This window comes from Pseudomonas sp. 37 R 15, assembly GCF_900004865.1.
GTDB classification, from domain to species: Bacteria; Pseudomonadota; Gammaproteobacteria; order Pseudomonadales; family Pseudomonadaceae; genus Aquipseudomonas; species Aquipseudomonas fluorescens_AM.
In genome coordinates this window covers 13816-31832 of record NZ_CVTV01000015.1, presented here as the reverse complement: position 1 = coordinate 31832, position 18017 = coordinate 13816, and the positions used below count along the sequence as shown (strand labels likewise).

Below are 18017 nucleotides of genomic sequence, written 5' to 3'. Positions count from 1 at the left end.
GGCATCCGCCCCCGCGTCAGGTCGAGGGCGAATGCCTAGGGCTTTTTTGGCCAGGCGGGAACATCGCGGCGGGGCCCGGTGGGCAGGGCCGGCGCGGGCATATCGCCCCATTGGCCCTGGCCCGGCGAGGGGTCCGAGGGTTGGGGGGCTTGGGCCTGGTTGGGCGGACTGGCCGCCGGTGCCTGCTCCTGGCGTCGATGACGCAAGGCAAATTCCGCGACCGCGTCTATATCTTCCTCGGCGATAGCGCCGGCCCCGCGCCAGGCGGCATGCGCCCTGGCGCCGCGCAGCCACACGAGGTCGGCGCGCATCCCGTCCACGCCTGCGGCAAAGCAGCGCTGGGTAATCTGCTCCAGGGCACGGTCATCCAGCTCGATACTGTCAAGGCGCGCGCGCGCCTGGGTGCAGCGTTCGCGCAAAGCGGCTTGCGGCAGCGCCCACTGTTCACAGAACGCGACGGGGTCACTGTCGAAATCCAGGCGACGACGAATGATCTGCCCACGCTCGGCCGGCAACGTCTGCCCGCTCAAGGCCACGTTGAAGCCAAAGCGGTCGAGCAGCTGCGGGCGCAGCTCTCCCTCTTCCGGATTCATCGTGCCGATCAGCACAAAACGCGCCGCATGCCGATGGGAGATGCCATCCCGTTCGATCAGGTTAGTGCCGCTGGCAGCCACATCAAGCAACAGATCGACCAAATGATCAGGCAGCAAGTTGACTTCATCAACGTACAACACGCCACCATCGGCTTTGGCCAGCACGCCGGGGGAAAATTGTGCACGGCCCTGGCCGAGCGCGGCGTCCAGGTCCAGGGTGCCGACCAGGCGCTCCTCGGTCGCGCCCAGGGGCAAGGTGACAAACTGCCCGCTGGCGAGCAGGTCCGCCAGGCCACGGGCCAGGGTGGACTTGGCCATGCCGCGCGGGCCTTCGATCAGCACACCGCCGATCCTGGGATCGATCGCGTTCAGGCACAGCGCCAGTTTCAGCTCATCGGCAGCGACCACGGCGGCCAGCGGGAAATGCGCAATATCGGTCATCAACTGTCTTCTTCCATATCCAGCAACAGGTTTTCCAACGCTTCGCGGTAAGCGCCGGGCGCTTGCCACATGCCGCGCTGCTGGGCTTCGAGCATGCGCTCGGTCATGTCGCGCAGGGCGTCGGGGTTGTGCTGTTGCACAAACGCGCGGGTGTCAGGGTCGAGCAGGTAGGCGTCGGCGAGCAGCGCGTATTGGTGATCATCGATCAACGCGGTGGTGGCGTCGAAGGCAAACAGGTTGTCCACGGTCGCAGCCATTTCAAACGCGCCTTTATAGCCGTGACGCTTCACGCCTTCGATCCACTTCGGGTTGGCCGCACGGGAACGCACTACCCGATTCAGCTCTTCCTTCAAGGTGCGGATTTTCGGCAGGTCCGGCTGGCTGTGATCGCCATGATAGCTGGCGGCCTTGTCGCCGCTCAGGGTTTCCACGGCGGCGAGCATGCCGCCCTGGAATTGATAGTAATCATTGGAGTCGAGCACGTCGTGCTCGCGGTTGTCCTGGTTCTGCAGCACCGCCTGCACCTGGCTCAAGCGCTGGGCGAATTGCCCACGGGCAGCGGTGCCTTCGTCGGCGCCGCCGTAGGCGTAGCCACCCCAATTGAGGTACACCTCGGCCAAGTCCTCGCGGCTTTGCCACAGGCGACCGTCAATCGCACCCTGCACGCCCGCGCCATAGGCGCCTGGCTTGGCGCCGAAAATGCGCCAACCGGCCTGTTTCGCCGCGGACGCTGCGTCCAGGCCCGACTCAAGCAGCGCTTGGCGCTCACTGCGCACCTTGGCGGCCAGCGGGTTCATGTCATCCGGCTCGTCCAGGGCCGCCACCGCTTGCACCGCCGCATCGAACAGGCGGATCAGGTTGGCGAACGCGTCACGAAAGAAGCCGGAGACGCGCAGCGTCACGTCGACACGCGGACGGTCCAACAGGCTGATCGGCAGAATCTCGAAGTCATCCACGCGCTGGCTGCCGGTGGCCCATACCGGGCGCACACCCATCAGCGCCATGGCCTGGGCGATATCGTCGCCACCGGTGCGCATGGTGGCAGTGCCCCACACCGACAGGCCCAGTTGGCGCAAATGATCGCCGTGGTCCTGCAGGTGCCGTTCAAGCAGCAGATTGGCCGACTGGAACCCGATGCGCCAGGCCGTGGTGGTCGGCAGGTTGCGCACATCCACGGTGAAGAAATTGCGCCCCGTGGGCAATACATCCAGGCGCCCGCGACTCGGCGCGCCACTGGCACCGGCCGGCACAAAGCGACCGCCCAGGGCGTCCAGCAGGCCGCGCATTTCTGCCGGGCCGCAGGCATCCAGGCGCGGCGCCACGACAATGCGCAAGCTTTCGACCACCGCCTTCACCTCTTCCCAGCCGGCTTCCTCCAACTGCTCCAGCGGCCCCTCCAGCGCCTGCTCGATCAAGCGCATCGCGTAGAGCTCCAGGCGCTCGCGGGTGTCACCGGCGGTGCGCCACAGCTGTGCGTCGAGCTTGCGCAACACTTCCGGCTGACGCCCGGTCCACGGCTCTGACAGCGCACAGTCCAGCGGATCGAAACCCAGCTCGAACGCTTTGGCCAACACCCGCAACAGGCTCGATTGCGCGCCACGGCCATCGCCACGGGGAATGCGCAGCAAGGCCAGCAAGGTATCGATACGCAAGCGCCCCGCCGGCGACTCGCCAAAGATATGCAGGCCGTCGCGGATCTGTGATTCCTTCAAGTCACACAGGTAAGTGTCCAGGCGCGGTAACCAGATGTCGGCATCGGCCTCGCCGTCCAGCTCCAGTTCCAGTTCCTGGTCGATACGGGTTTCGCGCACCAGCTTGAGGATGTCTTTCTGCAATTCCAGCGCGCGTCGCGGGTCGAGCAGCTGCGCTTCGTAATATTCGTCGGCCAGCAATTCCAGGTCGCGTAGCGGGCCGTAGGTTTCGGCGCGGGTCAGGGGCGGCATCAGGTGGTCGATGATCACCGCCTGGGTACGCCGCTTGGCCTGGGCGCCCTCGCCCGGGTCATTGACGATAAAGGGGTAGATATTCGGCAGCGGCCCGAGCAGCACGTCCGGCCAGCAGTTTTCCGACAGGCCCACGCCCTTGCCGGGCAGCCATTCGAGATTGCCGTGCTTGCCCACATGAATCAGCGCATGCGCGCCGTAGGTTCGGCGCAGCCAGAAGTAGAAAGCCAGATAGCCGTGGGGCGGCACCAGGTCAGGGTCGTGATACACCGCGCTCTGATCAACCTGATAGCCCCGCGCCGGTTGAATACCGACGAAGGTCTGGTCCAGGCGCAGGCCGGCGATCATCAGGCGGCCGTCGCGGCACATCGGGTCCTGATGCGGTGCGCCCCAACGCGCGATCACCGCCTGGCGATTGACTTCAGGCAGGCGCTGGAACATCGCTTCATAGTCGTCCAGGCCCAGGCTTTGATGGCACGGGCGCAGGTCGAGGCTGTCCAGGTCGTTGGTGACGCCGCCCAGCAATGCGTGGATCAAGGCGGTGCCGCTGTCCGGCAAGGTGGACGGCACCGGGTACCCTTCGGCTTGCAACGCGCGCAGGATGTTCAGCGCTGCCGCCGGCGTATCCAGGCCCACGCCGTTGCCGATACGGCCGTCGCGGGTTGGATAATTGGCCAGGATCAATGCGACACGCTTGTGCGCATTCGGCAGTCGCGCCAGCTCGACCCAGCGGCGCGCCAGTTCGGCGACAAAATCCATGCGCTCGGGCGCGGCGCGGTAGCAGACCACGTCCGACTGGCTGCGCTCACTGCGCCAGGCCAGGTCCTTGAAGCTGATCGGCCGGCTGATGATGCGCCCGTCCAGCTCTGGCAAGGCGATATGCATCGCCAGGTCGCGGGGGCCGAGCCCTTGTGCGCTGGCTTCCCAGCCGGGTTGGTTATCCTGGGCGCAGATCGCCTGAATTACCGGGATATTGCGCCGAAACGGGCGCAGGTGCGGTGCTTCCGGGCTGGATTGGGCAAAGCCTGTGGTGTTGAGTATCACCGCGGCTTGCACCTCGTCCAACAGGTCCTCGACCACCGTGAGGCAACCGGGCTCTTTCAAACTGGCCACTGCGATGGGCAACGGGTTCAGGCCCGCTGCCTGCAAGCGCTGGCAGAACACATCGATAAACCCGGTATTGGCCGCCTGCAAGTGGGAGCGGTAGAACAGCACCGCAGCCACGGGGACGTCGGCGCGCCAATCCGCCTGCCAGTCATTGAGGCGGGCATTGGCTCTGTGGGGGTGATAGATCGCCGTACGCGGCAAGGTTTGCGGCTCGGCCCAGGCATAGTCGCGGCCCAGATGGGCACTGGCCAGACAGTGATAAAAGTCCAGCGCATTGCCCAGGCCACCCTGGCGCAAAAAGTGCCACAGACGCTCGCGCTGTTCGGCGGCGACGGTGCTCAGGCCGCTGAGTTCCGGGTCCGGACGATCATCCCCCGGCATCAGGATCAGCGTGACGCCGCGCTCGGCCAGTTCCACCAGGCGCTCGATGCCGTAGCGCCAATAACCGATGCCGCCATGCAAGGAAATCAGGATGACCTTGGCGTGGCGCAGCACCTCATCGACGTACAGGTCGACCGAGGCGTGGTTCTGCACCTGCATCGGGTTGGCCAGGCGCAGGCTGGGGTAATCCTCGGGCAACTGCTGCGCCGCTTCGGCGAGCAGCGCCAGGCTGGAATCGCCGCTGCACAGGATCACCAGTTCGGCAGGGGTTTGGCCAAGGTCGGCGATAGTGTCGTCCGCGACGAAACCACCGGGCTGGGTCCTGAGCAGGTGCATGGTTAAACGCTGAGGGCAGCGCGCAGTTGCGCTTCGAGGCCGGCGGCATCCAGTTCCTGGCCGATCAGCACCAGGCGCGTGGTGCGTGCTTCTTCCAAGCCCCAGGCCCGGTCAAAGTGCTTGTCGAAGCGCGTGCCCACGCCCTGGATCAGCAGGCGCATCGGCTTGTTCGGGATCGCAGCGAAACCTTTGACGCGCAGGATGCCGTGCTGCACCACCAGTTGGGTCAGGGCGTCGAGCAACAGGGCTTCGTCTGCTTGAGGCAGGTCGATGGAGATCGAGTCGAAGGCGTCGTGATCGTGGTCGTGATTAAGGGGGTCCTCACCGTCGTGGTGATGATCATGATGGCTGTGGCGAGCATCAATGTGCTCCTCCGAGCCCGCACCCAGGCCAATCAGCACGTCCAACGGCAGGCGACCGCTGCTGGCTTCGATGATCTTCACCGCCGGCGGCAGCTCTTCAGCGACTTCCAGGCGCACGCGGGCCAGGTCTTCGGCGCTGATCAGGTCGGATTTGTTGAGGATCACCAGGTCGGCGCTGGCCAATTGGTCGGCGAACAATTCGTGCAAAGGCGACTCGTGGTCCAGGTTCGGGTCGAGTTTGCGCTGGGCATCGACTTGATCCGGAAACGCGGCGAAGGTGCCGGCAGCCACGGCCGGGCTGTCGACCACGGTAATCACCGCGTCCACGGTGCACGCATTGCGGATTTCCGGCCATTGGAAGGCCTGGACCAATGGCTTGGGCAAGGCCAGGCCCGAGGTTTCGATGAGAATGTGGTCAAGGTCGCCGCGTCGGGCCACCAGTTCGCGCATCACCGGGAAGAACTCTTCCTGAACGGTGCAGCACAGGCAACCGTTGGCCAGTTCGTACACGCGGCCATTGGCTTCTTCCTCGGTGCAACCGATGGAACACTGCTTGAGGATTTCACCGTCAATGCCCAGCTCGCCAAACTCGTTGACGATCACGGCAATGCGACGGCCCTGGGCGTTGTCGAGCATATGACGCAGCAACGTAGTCTTGCCCGAGCCGAGAAAGCCGGTAACGATGGTGACGGGGAGTTTGGCCAGTGTTTTCATCGGATGCCCTTTGGGGCGGGCATACGGGACGACAGGCCCTGCGGCGGCGCGCAGCAGCGGGTTTCGTCACCGGATCACCCCGCCCGGTTGAATTGAAAAATCGATTGCGAGGCAGGTCTCCTGGCTTGGGGCTTGCGGGTCTTGCGACCGGCGCCGGCTGCGCCTTCCCGCCGTATCGGCAGTGGCATTGCAGTCAGGTGAACCCTTCACAGTTGCGGGGGCAGCCGCGGCTTGTACCGCGTTCCCTTCTTAGCTTCGGCCGCAGCCGAAGAACCTCGAGCAGGCAAGGCTACGCAGTGCGCGGTCTGCGGTCAATGTCCCGTAGCCGCGATGGAAGGTTCAGGCGTAGTGATAGCTGACAGGTACATCGCCAACAATATCGGTATGCAGTATTTGCCCCTGGCTCTCGAGGTACAGGTCAATCTCGCCATTGCCGGTCAAGTCGAGTACGACCCACGACTCGTTCGTGTGCGGATCGTAGCCCACGCCCACCTCGCCTGCCCGCCCGGTGAACTGGCTGACGAATGTCAGCGAACGGATGTCATGTTTGCGCAACAGCGCGCCAATATCGATTTTGTCCTGACCACTGACAAAGTCGGTCACCTGGTCCGGGGCGTACAACGTCGAATCACCGGCATTGTCGTATACAAACGTATCGCTGCCCGCACCGCCGCGCATGCGGTCCGCCCCGGCGCCGCCTTTGAGGCGGTTGTCGGCGTCATTTCCGATCAGCACGTCATTGCCCGAACCACCGATGGCGTTTTCCAGGACAACGCCCTTGGCGATGGACACATTGCCCTTCATTCCCCCTACGTCGCAGAAGGATTCGGCACGCAAGTTGATCACCTGGTCCTGATGATATCCGGAGAAGTCCAACGTATCGTTGCCACCCCCATCCCAGACGCAAAAGACAGCACGGTTGCGCGATGAACTCAAGGACAGGTCGTCTCGCTGGGTATTGGAGTTGAACCCGTAGGTGGTATCGGTGTTACGGGTCTGGTGATTGGCACCATAGACCCGCTGAGACCAGGCAATGTCAGCCATCAACGGCGACGAGGCATGTTGGCCCTTGAAGTCCTGACCGGTATTGCCCGGCGCAAAATAACTCATGACGGAGTGGCCCCGACTGTCTTGTGCGTAGGCGGCGTGGTCTGCATAGTTGGAAGGCCCCCACGACGCATCATAATTGCCCGTATGCGCGGCGCCCAATGTGTGTCCGATCTCGTGAGTGAGCGTTTGGCGCGCGAAGCTGTTGACTGCCGGCGCGCGGTTATCCGAATAGTCGGGGTTAACCCGTACCCGTCCTTGATAACTCGAGAACAAGCCGTCCGCCACCGGTGGCTGCTGGTTGTCACTGTTGACGAACCGCAGCCGCGCTTCAGCGTCAACAGCATCTTCTTCAAACTTGATATTCGCCACATCCGCCCAGGATTGCATTGAACGTCTGGCCTGTGCTTTTTGTGTTTCGTTAAACTTGCTTTCCTGTGATGCAACTTCATTAAACGTATAACCGACCCGCACGACGCCATCGCGATTGCTGTCTGTCAACCGACGCCCCCTCCTGTCAATGTTGCGCGCCATCGCCTCCGTAGACCACGAGGGTTTACCGGAGCCTGCGCGATAGTAGGGATCGTCGACACGCAAGGATGTGTCCCAAAGCGCGGGGGCGTTGGCGCCTGGACGCTGTTGGTCGTCGGGTGCGCAGCCGTGTTGCAGCTGATGACTATATTCGGACACATTACCCGGATTAAAAACACGTCGAGATACATACGTCATAAATAAGCCTCCTACCCCGAATGACACTTCAACTTCCAGGGGCCACCTTCCAACACGCGACAATAAAAATAAAGCATGAGCACGCCCTTAACCAATTAAGGATATTGCCTATTGGTTGCCCAGCAGCACTGAGCGCTGCGCCAACCTGTGCCTCAATTGACGCCCAGGTCTGGCCCGTGTTTTCCTATGCATCTTGTTTCGGGTGCCCTTCACAGGGTGAAACGGGAAACCGGTGACCCATGCCTTGATTGATCAGAGGCATGAACAGTCCGGTGCTGCCCCCGCAACGGTAAGCGAGCGAAGCGTCAAATCCACTGTGCCTGTGCATGGGAAGGAGACGCTTGTCAGGCCGACTCTTTCCAGAGCCGTCCCCTCGCAAGCCCGGAGACCGGCCCGAAAAATTCAGATAACAAACCCGCGGTGGGCGGGCGCTGTTCAGAACCCTGCGTGCCCGGCTCGCGGGGTTCTCATGCGCTCGTTTCACTCAAGACACCTGAAGGGACGCGCCATGTCGATCACCAGCAGTACCTCGCACACCGCCAGCAGCACCTCTACCCTGAGCCAACGCCTGAGCGCCGCCATCGGCGCGTCGATCCTCGGCGCGTGCCTGGTGTACTTCGCCGGTTTCTCGCATATCGAGGCGGTGCACAACGCCGCCCATGATACCCGGCACAGCGCCGCGTTCCCGTGCCACTGAGGCCTGCCGAGATGATCAAGCGTATCGCGCAAACTGCGGGCTTCACCGGCCTTCTGGCTGCCCTGTTGCTGACGCTGCTGCAAAGCTTGTGGGTCGCTCCACTGATTTTGCAGGCGGAAACCTTCGAAAAGGCCCCATCGGCCACCGAAGTCACCCATGAGCACACCGCAGGCGCGCCTGCACACACCCATGACGCCCAGGCCTGGGAGCCGCAGGACGGCTGGCAACGCGTGCTGTCCACCACCGGCGGCAACCTGGTGGTAGCGGTCGGGTTTGCGCTGATGCTGGCCGGGCTCTACACGTTGCGTGCCCCCACTCGCACCGCCCAAGGTTTGCTGTGGGGGCTGGCCGGTTACGCGACCTTTGTGCTCGCCCCCACCTTGGGCCTGCCACCGGAGTTGCCGGGTACCGCCGCCGCAGACCTGGCACAGCGCCAGATCTGGTGGGTCGGCACCGCCGCCTCGACGGCTGCAGCAATTGCGTTGCTGGTGTTCGGGCGCAACGGGTGGCTGAAAGTTCTGGGTGTGGCAATTCTTGTGGTGCCCCACGTGATCGGCGCACCGCAACCCGAGGTGCATTCGATGCTGGCACCGCAAGCCCTGGAAGCGCAGTTCAAGATCGCTTCGCAGTTGACCAACGTTGCGTTCTGGCTGGCCCTGGGCTTGATCAGCGCCTGGCTGTTCCGCCGGCACCGCGACGGTTCATACCCGGCATGACCCTGGTCGTCGGCCTGGGCTGTCAGCGAGGCTGTAGTGCCCAGGCCCTGCTGGCGCTGGTTGACAGTGCCCTCGCCGAGGCCGGAATCGACCGTCAGCACCTGAGCGCATTGGCAAGCATTGAGCGCAAGCAGGATGAGCCAGGGCTTTTGGCACTGTCTCGGATACTGAACGTGCCACTGCTGTGTTTCAGTGCCGCGCACCTGAGCGCTTATGAGGAACGTCTGAGCCACAAATCCGCCGTCGCTTTTGCCCATACCCAGTGTCATGGGGTTGCCGAAAGCGCCGCGCTGGCCCTGGCCGAGCAGCTCGCCAGCGCCCCTGTCCGGCTGCTGATCACTTGCCGCAAAAGCGCGCAGGCCACCTTTGCATTGGCCGGCGTCGACGCTAACCCGGATAATCACCCCACCCGATCTTGAGCATTGTTCATGCTCGTGCGCACTCCAACAGGAATCTTGCATGACCGTTTACTTCATCGGCGCAGGTCCCGGCGACCCGGAACTGATCACCGTCAAAGGCCAGCGGCTGATCCGCAGTTGCCCGGTGATCATCTACGCCGGCTCGCTGGTGCCCGCAGCGGTACTGGAAGGCCATCAGGCGCAGCAGGTGGTCAACAGCGCGGAACTGCACCTGGAACAGATCATCGACTTGATCAAAACGGCCCACGCCAACGGCCACGATGTGGCGCGTGTGCATTCCGGCGACCCAAGCCTGTATGGAGCGATTGGCGAACAGATCCGTCACTTGCGTGAGTTGGGCATTGCGTTCCAGATCATACCCGGCGTCACGGCGGTGGCAGCCTGCGCGGCGTTGCTGGAAACCGAGCTGACCCTGCCGGATATCGCCCAGAGCGTAATCCTGACCCGCTATGCCGATAAAACCAGCATGCCCGCCGGTGAAGACTTCGACAGCCTGGCCCGCCACGGCACGACCATGGCGATTCACCTGGGGGTCAATCACCTGGAGAAGATCGTCGCCGAGCTGCTGCCGCACTATGGCGCCGATTGCCCGATCGCCGTGGTGCACCGCGCGACGTGGCCGGATCAGGACTGGGTGGTGGGTTCGCTGAGTGATATTGCCCGGAAGGTCGAGGCCAAAGGCTTTCGACGTACGGCGCTGATTGTGGTGGGGCGGGTGCTGGCCAGTGACACGTTCAGTGAGTCTTCACTGTATCGGGCGGGACATGTGCATCTATACCGACCTTGAGTTTCTACGTCACACCGCTATCGGGGGCAAGCCCCCTCCCACACTTGATCCTTATTGTTAGATAGGTATCACAACCGACTGAATTTCAAGCAGAAAAAACGGCGCTCACGGGGCGCCGTTTTTCGTCGCAGTGAACACCTTACTCAGTAGTAGGCGTTTTCTTTCTGCGTGTGGTCGGTCACGTCACGTACGCCCTTGAGCTCGGGAATGCGTTCGAGCAAGGTCCGCTCGATACCTTCGCGCAACGTCACGTCCGCCTGGCCGCAGCCTTGGCAACCACCACCGAATTTCAATACGGCAATACCGTCATCCACGACGTCGATCAGGCTCACCTGGCCGCCGTGGCTGGCCAGCCCCGGGTTGATCTCGGTTTGCAGGTAGTAGTTGATGCGCTCGTTGACCGGGCTGTCGGCGTTGACATTCGGCACCTTGGCGTTCGGCGCCTTGATGGTCAACTGGCCGCCCATGCGGTCGGTGGCGTAATCGACCACGGCGTCATCGAGGAAGGCTTCGCTGAAGGCATCAATGTACGCGGTGAAGCTTTTCAGCCCCAGGGCGGTGTCTTCAGGTTTCTCTTCCCCCGGCTTGCAGTAGGCAATGCACGTCTCGGCGTACTGGGTACCGGGCTGGGTGATAAAGACGCGGATGCCGATACCCGGGGTGTTCTGCTTGGACAGCAGGTCAGCCAGGTAATCGTGGGCGGCGTCGGTAATGGTTATGGCAGTCATGGAAACTCCTCACAGGCTTGCGGGCAGTTTACGCCAAATTATTACGCAGGTACAAAGTCCGAGTGTTTTTGTCGGAAAAGCATCCCGGCGCTGCGCCCCTGCCGAGTCCTGTAGCAATGCCTATCTATGTAGCACGTGCGAGAGAGTGAGTCTGCCTAGCATGACGTCGCGATCCTAATTGCTCACGCGCGAGGTTTTAATGAAGCCCACACTTTCCCGACTCATGTCCAAGAGTCCACCTACACGTCTGTCGGACCTCGATCACCTGCTCGACCATCTGGCGGGCCTGATCCAGGGCCCGACACTTGCGAACGCTCTGACGTCTTACTACTACCCTCCAGCAGACTCCGCACTGGGCCGCGAATGCAAAGCCGCTTTTCGCGTGCTTAAAATCCTTGAAGAGGATGACGACTTCAAGACGTTCCTCAGTGAAAAACCCTCGCCCAACAACTCCCCGCTCGGCGATTTCCCTTACGACTTCCTGTCCGAGCTACTCAGTACGCCGAAATCACCTATCCCCACCCCAGCCGAAGTGTTCGACATTGCAGGCCATCCAGTGGTGCTGCGTAAAGCGCCGCTCTACTTCGCCAACCAGATCGACGTCCTGCTGGACATCCACCGCAAAGTCGGCAACGGCGTCAAAAGCGACGGTTCAGTTCGGCTTGATCGGGTATTGGCCTACTACGCAATCATACCCGCCGCCCCGACTACCATGGCCCAGTGGAAGGCGGTGCAATACCACCTGCAGGAATATCGGGCGCTTTGCCGGCTGGGTCACGATGGCCATGTCAGCGACCTGGAACACTTGCTAGGACCAGAGGACGACAAGATCATCAAGCACATCGTGCGCGACCTCGAGCGCGACAATGCCCGGTCGTTGTTCGCACAGGTAGTCCCCCAGCAGTTGACCCCGGCACAACAAGCAGCGCTAGACACCACCCCCACCGTCCTCCTGGAACAGCTGCTCAATACCCGCGAAAACCTGGCAGTGGGCCAATCCATCGCCGCGGCACTGGACTGGTATGGTGCCGGCGATGACCAAGAGTGCCCGCAAGCCGTCAAAGTGAAACTGCTCTGGCGCGCACTCTGGCTGACGATCACGCCCGACGCCCACTCACTCAACGACAACGAACTCAAAGCGTTCATCCCGCCGGCAGTCAACTATGGGGTCATTCGTCAGTCATTGATCAAGGAGTACGAGCGCTCATTGGACCTCAATCCATCGACGGCGCGCCTGGCCGTCTGCGTGCTCAAGGCCAATATTCCCAGTGAAATATGGGTCGAGGGCATTCCAGATGAGTTGCCCTACGGCACCTCCAGCGCATGGGTCAACTTCAAAAGCGGGTTTATCCTGGCCGAGTCCGTTGCCCCAGGCTCATCACGGCATATGACATTCGAGCGACTGCTCAATCTGCCGGGTGAGTTCCTTCGTGTGTATGCCGACGAACCAGCACAACAAACACGGGTGGTTGCCGCGAAAATCCAACCGACGCTCACCTGGGCAGTAGAAACTGGCCTACTGCCGGTAAGCCGGTACGGCTACTCCACCCAAGACATCGAACACGCATTGGCCGCCCTGGAACAGCATGAAAGCGAGATGATTAAGGCGGCGCAAGACCTCGCGCTGCAACCACCCAGTCGTTTTCGCTTCAACTCGGACGCTGAGTTTGACCAGGCTTTCAATGACTACCTGCACATCCCAAGAGCGGCCTACAAAACCCTGATCAAAGGCTTGCTGGCGCAGTTTGCGCCGTTATGGCCGGGCAATAGCGACCGTGACGAAATCACCGTTTATTCATTGCGCAAACCCCTGCATGACGTCCAGGTCGAACATGAAGACAAGCACAACACTGACGCCGTTCGCGGGCGCTCGGGGTTTATCTTGCGTCTGGCGTGCGCTGACCACCCCTACACCCTGCGCTACATCGAGGTTTTCCCGAACGCCGGCATTGTTCGCGTGCGCGAAGACCTCAAAAACCTGTGGGTGGGCGGCGAGGTAAAGGTTGAACGTGTTGGCGGGACCAGCCGCTCAAGCCGAGGCCGCTTCAGAAAAGGCACCGAACTGCCATTCGACTGGAAAGCTTATCAGGACGCCGTGAAGCCTGAGCCAGGCCAGACAGCCACCCTGATCGTCGAGCAAGTCGGGCAGGTGATGCCAGCGCTCATCGCGCCCCACGATCAGCAAGCGCCACAGGTCCCACCGCCGCTGCCCCCTCGGCAGCCCCTGTCATTGGCCGCCAATATCCGCCAATCGCCACGGATCGAGGCACTGGCAGAGATGATCGCGCGTGAGTTGTTCTTTTGCGATGAAAAGATCCTCTTGGAGAAAACCCGTAAAGCCACACGGGCCATGGATATCGGCCGTGACTTTTTTGAAGACATCTCGTACTGGGGAAAAATGTTCGTGCCGTTCTGGGGCGCTATCGACGACCTGGCCTCAGGCGATCCCCAGCGTATCGAGTCAGGTGGGCTCGGCCTTTTTACCGATATCGTGTCGTTCGGTGTGCCCATCGGTAAATACATTGCCGGCTGCACGCGCGTCGTGGTCCAGGCGGGCAAGGCCGGTATCCGCCTTGCATTGCCGCACTTGTCCACGCTGACCAGAAAGCTGATCACCGCCACATTGCAGGAACTCAACCCCCTGGGTGCGGTGGTCGCGGTATTGAACCTGGGGCGATTCGCCCTGATCAATCTCGGCACGGCAGCCCTGCGCCAGGCAAGCAAGGGGATCGCGCAGTTGCGCGACGGGAGTGTCGCAGCCCGCCACATGATATCCGTCGACCCGCGCATCTGGTCACCGCGCCAGGCCGGCGACCGCTTGTTCACGGTGGACGGTTGCCCCAACATCCCCATGCGCAATGTCGGCACCCTGGAGGCTGCGGATTATCGGCTGATTGACGCCGGCTCCAACCGCGTTTTCGGGCCACGGTTTCGCGAGCCGGTCACGGTTATCAGCAACAGCAACCCGCTGATCCGCAAATACGCCGTGGACCCTCGCTGGATTGCAGGGCTCAAGCCCGATTCCCGCGGGATCTTTTTCCGTGCCGAGTACAACCAACGGTTCATCTGCAATATCGATGACAAAGGTACGATCTCGGTATATCAGGTGCGGGACAACTCCTATGGTTTTATCCAGGAGACCGCCGCCGGCGCCGACAACAGTTTTTCCGTGGTGCTGGTCAACCCCAAGAGCAACCGGGACTTGTCGATCACTCTATCGTCCGTAGAGCCGGGGCACTGGTATTCAAGCCTGATCAAAGTCACCGGCGGCGCTCCGGAAAAGCCCGACTTCGTCACGCCCTCGGTCCTGTTGAATTGGACGCAAGCCAGTGAAAACGCCCTGAAAAAAACCATGGATGATTTTGTGCGGACCTACAACCTGGACCCCAACGCATTCAGGCAGTTTGTGCATACCGGCGACAACCTGGCGAGTCGTGGGCTCACGATGCTGGACCGAGCAGGCACCGCCCGCACGGAGGTAACCTTCGATCATTTGGAAAGTTGGCGCACGACCTCCCAGAAAAAACGCAACACGCTCACCCTCGAGGGATTCGCCGCCGACCACAACCTCGACCCAAGAGCCTTTGCAGAGTATGTAAACCTGGATGGCAGCTATCGGGCAGCCGGAAAGGTACTCGCCAAACATGCCAGCGGCGCGCAGTTCACCCCGGTGAGCCACACCCATCTGCAAGCGTGGTACACCCTCTACAACGCCAATAATTCAAGCTCTTCCATGGCCACATTTGTTGAAGCAAACGATCTCAACCCGGTGATCTGGAGCACCTATGTCAACGACAACGGCAGCCTGACCCGTGTGGGAAGAGAAATGCGGGTTTTCGGCTCAAGAGACATCGTAGACGAGCCGATCGCCAGGAAACGCCCAACTGCCCCGCCCCAGCCGGGCAGTTCGAAGCGGCCGCGACTGGAAGACGATACGCCCCCCTCACGGCACCGATCCACGTCTATCACCGGCTCTTACGATCACAGAATCAACAATAATGCACCGATCCTGCAGGACCCGAACGATGTGCGGCGCAGCCTGACCCAGGATCTCGAAGGCCCACCTGAAAAAATCAAGATCACCGAGGCCAATCAATTTTTTGATGAGTTCAACGGCCGCCAACATATCGAGATCAAGAAGGCTGCAACCAAAAGCATCCGCGAATGGATCGCCAGGGAAGGTAATCACCATCGCACGCTCGATCGATTGCTTGAGGTCAAGAAGCTCGATGAGGGCTCGGAACGGGGTTTATCGGTGGTCGCCAAGAGCGATATCAAACGGTTCGATGTCCTCGGCCCCTACACCGGCAAGTTGCACTTGAACAAGGCTTCGATTGCTGCCGAGGTAATGGAAAAAGGCAGGGTGGCAGTCGGTACTTATCTATTCCAGACGAACACCAAAGGGGCGTCTATCAGCGGTCACGGCAACAGCAATATCCTCAGCCTGATTAACGCGGTCAACGTACCGCGCATCGCCGACGTCGGTATCGAAAATGTGGCAGCCTTACATGTAGGCAAGTACATGGTGTTCCTGCTCGCGTGGAAGGATATTCCTGCCGGCACGGAGTTGCTGATGGACTACGGGCGAGAATACTGGAAGTACATAAAACCCCAAGGCCATCGCCCATAGGGGGGACCGATCTGATCGCCCCGGTCGCCACTTCAGAGGTTCTCGTAGCGGTTCATGTCCAATACACCCTCTTCTACCGGCGTGGTGTCGTGGATGTAGTGCGACAAGTCATGGAAGTACTGCCAGAACTGCGGGTGACTGCGACGAATACCCCAGCGGTCGACAATCTGCTCGAAGCGCTTGGCATCCTTGGCTTTTTCCATCGCCGCAACAAACTCCGGCACTTGCTGGGCAGGGATGTTGAACATGAAGTTCGGGTAGCTGCTGAGCACACCCGGGTAGATGGTCAGGGTGTCCAACCCCGGCTGATAGCGATACGCCTCACCCAACAGGAACGCCACGTTACTGTGGGCGCGATTGCGCAGCATGCTGTAGATCACCCGCTGACCACTGGCGGTTTCGATGCGCAGCAGGGTGGCCTCCGGTAATTGGTCGATCACCTTGAGCCCTGCCGCAGGGCGCGACGTCAGGCGGCTCAGCGCCTGTTCGGCGTCCTGCAAGGCCGGGTCGATACCGGCGCGCGAGCAATAGGCCCCGGTGCAGCGGTTGATCGGATCGGGGCTGACGTTCAGGGTACCGTAGCGGCTCAGCAGTTGATTGGCAAAGTCGCGTTTAGGGTCTTCTTCATTCAGGTCAAGCCCGCTCGGCGTGTCGTCATCGATGGCTTCATAGTCCAGCCACAGCTTGAGTTTGCCGCTGTTCTGGTACCAGTCATCAAGGAAGTCCTCGCGGGTATCGGCCGGCATCAGGCGCAGGAAGTTCTGCTCGGCGCCGTTGCGGATCAGGTCGAAGTACAAGCGCGTCTGGGCCTGGTGCGACACGTTGCCGAACACGTCGAAGTTCACCGCCAACTGGTAATAGGTGCGCTCCAGCAGCGGGTAGTCGAACAGCCACAGCGTCTGCGGGACTTCGCCGATCAGGCCCTTGTTCACCGAGGCGCTGTCGAAATGGCGGAAGATGCTTAGCAAGGCGTTGTCATTACCCGCCCACAGCGTCGACCAGCCTGGCGCCGGCAAGTGCGCATAGTTGTCACGGCGCAGGGCTTCGTATTGATTGCGCTTGTCGCGATAAGCCAGCCACAGGCTCAGCACGCTGCCCACGTCATCGTTCTGCCCGGGCATGGCCAGCAGCGGCGTGGCCTGGCCGCGATAGCGCGCATCGGTGATGTACAGGTCGTGGTCCGGGTCCTGGAACAACGTCCAGAAGTTATCGCGGATCACGTCGGTAGCGATCTGCCCACGGCACACCGGGCCGCGTATGAACGTGCGCACGAAGTATTCGGCGTTATCCAGCATGAACTGGTAACGGGCCTTGGCCGGGATGGCTTCGAAGGTGGCGAACGGGTTGGCTCGACTGCCGGGGCCGTAGCCCGGCAAGGCTGTCACTTGCCAGTCACCGGCGTAGAACAGCGCCTTGATGCGCGCCATTTTCGCGGCGCTCAACGGGTAAGTGATATGAGTTTTATGCACGATCACGCCCTGCACCGGCCACAGTCGGTAGTACACCTGGGTGCCGGGGTCGTCGTTGGGGCGCCGCGTGGCGATCAGATCGATGGGCTGGCCGCTCGGCGTGCGTGAGCGAACCCATTGGAAATAATGCCCCGGCTCACCGTTCTCGAAATAGAGGTGGGCGAGAAACAAATGCTCGAACAACCAGCGGGCCACCAGGCTTTCCCGAGCGCCCGGCTGGTTGAACAGGTTTTCCCACTGCTGTACCTGCAAGGCTTCCTTGGCACTGGGGGCCAGGCTTTGCTCGTCGAGCGGCGCGCCGGAGGCCAGCCAGCGTTGCAGCGTCTGGTATTGCTGGTCGGTCAGGCCGGTGACCGCCAGCGGCATGCCTTCCCTGGGGTGACTACCGGCGTAGGCACTGAACTCACCCGGCGTCGCGCACATATTGGCGCGGTTCAAGCCCAGCACGATCTCATTGGGAAGCCTGGCATTGGGTTGCAGCGGCGCGTTATGGCCCAGTTCCAGCATGCGCGCCATCAAAGCGGCCTGGCTGCCCTGGGCATCCAGCACTGAATAGAAGCCCTTCTGCTGCCAGGCCTGTTTGCCGAACGCGTCATAAAACAACCGCGTGGTCGGCGCGGCGGTGCTGCGCTCGCCGTCATACACCGGCATCTTGCTTGCGCCCCGCGTCGCGCCCTCGGCGCTGCCCAGGTTGAGCTGGCAGGCGGAGTCGTAACAGGCATGGCACGCCACGCACTTCTCGGTGAAGATCGGTTGGATGTCGCGGGTGTAGGAAATCGCCGAAGCGGAGCGGTTTACCGGCACAGCATCTGCCTGCACCGTACTGGCTATCAAAGCCAGAACGGCGCTGACAATTAAACGAAGTGACATGTATCCGGTCCCGATTCAAGGCGTGCAGTCTGAAAGTGGCGGTGATTC

11 protein-coding genes and 2 riboswitches are annotated in these 18017 nt (G+C 61.7%); of the genes, 5 read left to right on the top strand and 6 right to left on the bottom strand.

The window, feature by feature from the left end:
• Positions 1-35: 35 nt before the first annotated feature.
• From BFQ04_RS03765 to BFQ04_RS03750, 4 genes are all read right to left on the bottom strand, one after another.
• Positions 36-1034 carry an ATP-binding protein gene (locus BFQ04_RS03765; RefSeq protein ID WP_065949647.1) on the bottom strand — a complete coding sequence of 333 codons (999 nt, stop codon included), beginning with the start codon at positions 1032-1034 and terminating at the stop codon, positions 36-38.
• Positions 1034-4801 carry a cobaltochelatase subunit CobN gene (cobN, locus tag BFQ04_RS03760; protein ID WP_065949646.1) on the bottom strand — a complete coding sequence of 1256 codons (3768 nt, stop codon included), beginning with the start codon at positions 4799-4801 and terminating at the stop codon, positions 1034-1036. The genes BFQ04_RS03765 and cobN overlap by 1 nt, the downstream gene beginning before the upstream one ends.
• A 2-nt stretch (positions 4802-4803) precedes the next feature.
• Positions 4804-5877: a cobalamin biosynthesis protein CobW gene (gene cobW / locus BFQ04_RS03755; protein WP_065949645.1), complete on the bottom strand. Its 1074-nt coding sequence runs from the start codon at positions 5875-5877 to the stop codon at positions 4804-4806.
• Between the two features lie 92 nt (positions 5878-5969).
• Positions 5970-6170: riboswitch (cobalamin riboswitch) on the bottom strand.
• A 46-nt stretch (positions 6171-6216) separates the two neighbouring features.
• Positions 6217-7653 (bottom strand): M10 family metallopeptidase C-terminal domain-containing protein, encoded by a 1437-nt coding sequence (locus tag BFQ04_RS03750; RefSeq protein WP_175413242.1) that lies wholly within the window; start codon positions 7651-7653, stop codon positions 6217-6219.
• 183 nt (positions 7654-7836) lie between these two features.
• Positions 7837-8065: riboswitch (cobalamin riboswitch) on the top strand.
• A 96-nt stretch (positions 8066-8161) separates the two neighbouring features.
• On the opposite strand from BFQ04_RS03750, the gene BFQ04_RS03745 reads away from it, so the two are divergent.
• The 4 genes from BFQ04_RS03745 to cobM are packed head-to-tail and all read left to right on the top strand — an operon-like array spanning position 8162 to position 10272.
• Entirely contained in the window at positions 8162-8350 is a 189-nt protein-coding gene (locus BFQ04_RS03745; protein WP_065949644.1) for a CbtB domain-containing protein, read from the top strand.
• A gap of 11 nt (positions 8351-8361) precedes the next feature.
• Positions 8362-9066, top strand: a complete 705-nt coding sequence (locus tag BFQ04_RS03740) for a CbtA family protein (RefSeq protein ID WP_065949643.1) — start codon at positions 8362-8364, stop codon at positions 9064-9066.
• The gene (locus BFQ04_RS03735; RefSeq protein ID WP_065949642.1) at positions 9063-9485 is read left to right on the top strand and encodes a cobalamin biosynthesis protein; all 423 of its coding nucleotides are present in this window, start codon (positions 9063-9065) and stop codon (positions 9483-9485) included. The genes BFQ04_RS03740 and BFQ04_RS03735 overlap by 4 nt, the downstream gene beginning before the upstream one ends.
• A gap of 40 nt (positions 9486-9525) precedes the next feature.
• Positions 9526-10272 (top strand): precorrin-4 C(11)-methyltransferase, encoded by a 747-nt coding sequence (gene cobM, locus BFQ04_RS03730; protein ID WP_065949641.1) that lies wholly within the window; start codon positions 9526-9528, stop codon positions 10270-10272.
• A 143-nt stretch (positions 10273-10415) separates the two neighbouring features.
• Here the strand turns inward: cobM and nfuA are convergent, their stop codons facing one another.
• Complete coding sequence (nfuA, locus tag BFQ04_RS03725; RefSeq protein ID WP_003190728.1) at positions 10416-11000, bottom strand: Fe-S biogenesis protein NfuA; 585 nt, start codon at positions 10998-11000, stop codon at positions 10416-10418.
• Between the two features lie 199 nt (positions 11001-11199).
• Between nfuA and BFQ04_RS03720 the strand changes: the two genes are divergently transcribed.
• Positions 11200-15630, top strand: coding sequence for an SET domain-containing protein-lysine N-methyltransferase (locus BFQ04_RS03720; protein WP_065949640.1), 4431 nt, complete (start codon positions 11200-11202; stop codon positions 15628-15630).
• A 32-nt stretch (positions 15631-15662) separates the two neighbouring features.
• On the opposite strand, the gene BFQ04_RS03715 is transcribed toward BFQ04_RS03720, so the two are convergent.
• A complete protein-coding gene (locus BFQ04_RS03715; RefSeq protein ID WP_065949639.1) occupies positions 15663-17969 on the bottom strand; it encodes a fatty acid cis/trans isomerase in 2307 nt (768 codons plus the stop codon).
• Positions 17970-18017: the final 48 nt, after the last annotated feature.

Coding starts and splice junctions, on each gene's coding strand:
- BFQ04_RS03765 (WP_065949647.1), bottom strand. CDS start 1,034: ATGACCGATATTGCGCATTTCCCGCTGGCCGCCGTGGTCGCTGCCGAT.
- cobN (WP_065949646.1), bottom strand. CDS start 4,801: ATGCACCTGCTCAGGACCCAGCCCGGTGGTTTCGTCGCGGACGACACT.
- cobW (WP_065949645.1), bottom strand. CDS start 5,877: ATGAAAACACTGGCCAAACTCCCCGTCACCATCGTTACCGGCTTTCTC.
- BFQ04_RS03750 (WP_175413242.1), bottom strand. CDS start 7,653: ATGACGTATGTATCTCGACGTGTTTTTAATCCGGGTAATGTGTCCGAA.
- BFQ04_RS03745 (WP_065949644.1), top strand. CDS start 8,162: ATGTCGATCACCAGCAGTACCTCGCACACCGCCAGCAGCACCTCTACC.
- BFQ04_RS03740 (WP_065949643.1), top strand. CDS start 8,362: ATGATCAAGCGTATCGCGCAAACTGCGGGCTTCACCGGCCTTCTGGCT.
- BFQ04_RS03735 (WP_065949642.1), top strand. CDS start 9,063: ATGACCCTGGTCGTCGGCCTGGGCTGTCAGCGAGGCTGTAGTGCCCAG.
- cobM (WP_065949641.1), top strand. CDS start 9,526: ATGACCGTTTACTTCATCGGCGCAGGTCCCGGCGACCCGGAACTGATC.
- nfuA (WP_003190728.1), bottom strand. CDS start 11,000: ATGACTGCCATAACCATTACCGACGCCGCCCACGATTACCTGGCTGAC.
- BFQ04_RS03720 (WP_065949640.1), top strand. CDS start 11,200: ATGAAGCCCACACTTTCCCGACTCATGTCCAAGAGTCCACCTACACGT.
- BFQ04_RS03715 (WP_065949639.1), bottom strand. CDS start 17,969: ATGTCACTTCGTTTAATTGTCAGCGCCGTTCTGGCTTTGATAGCCAGT.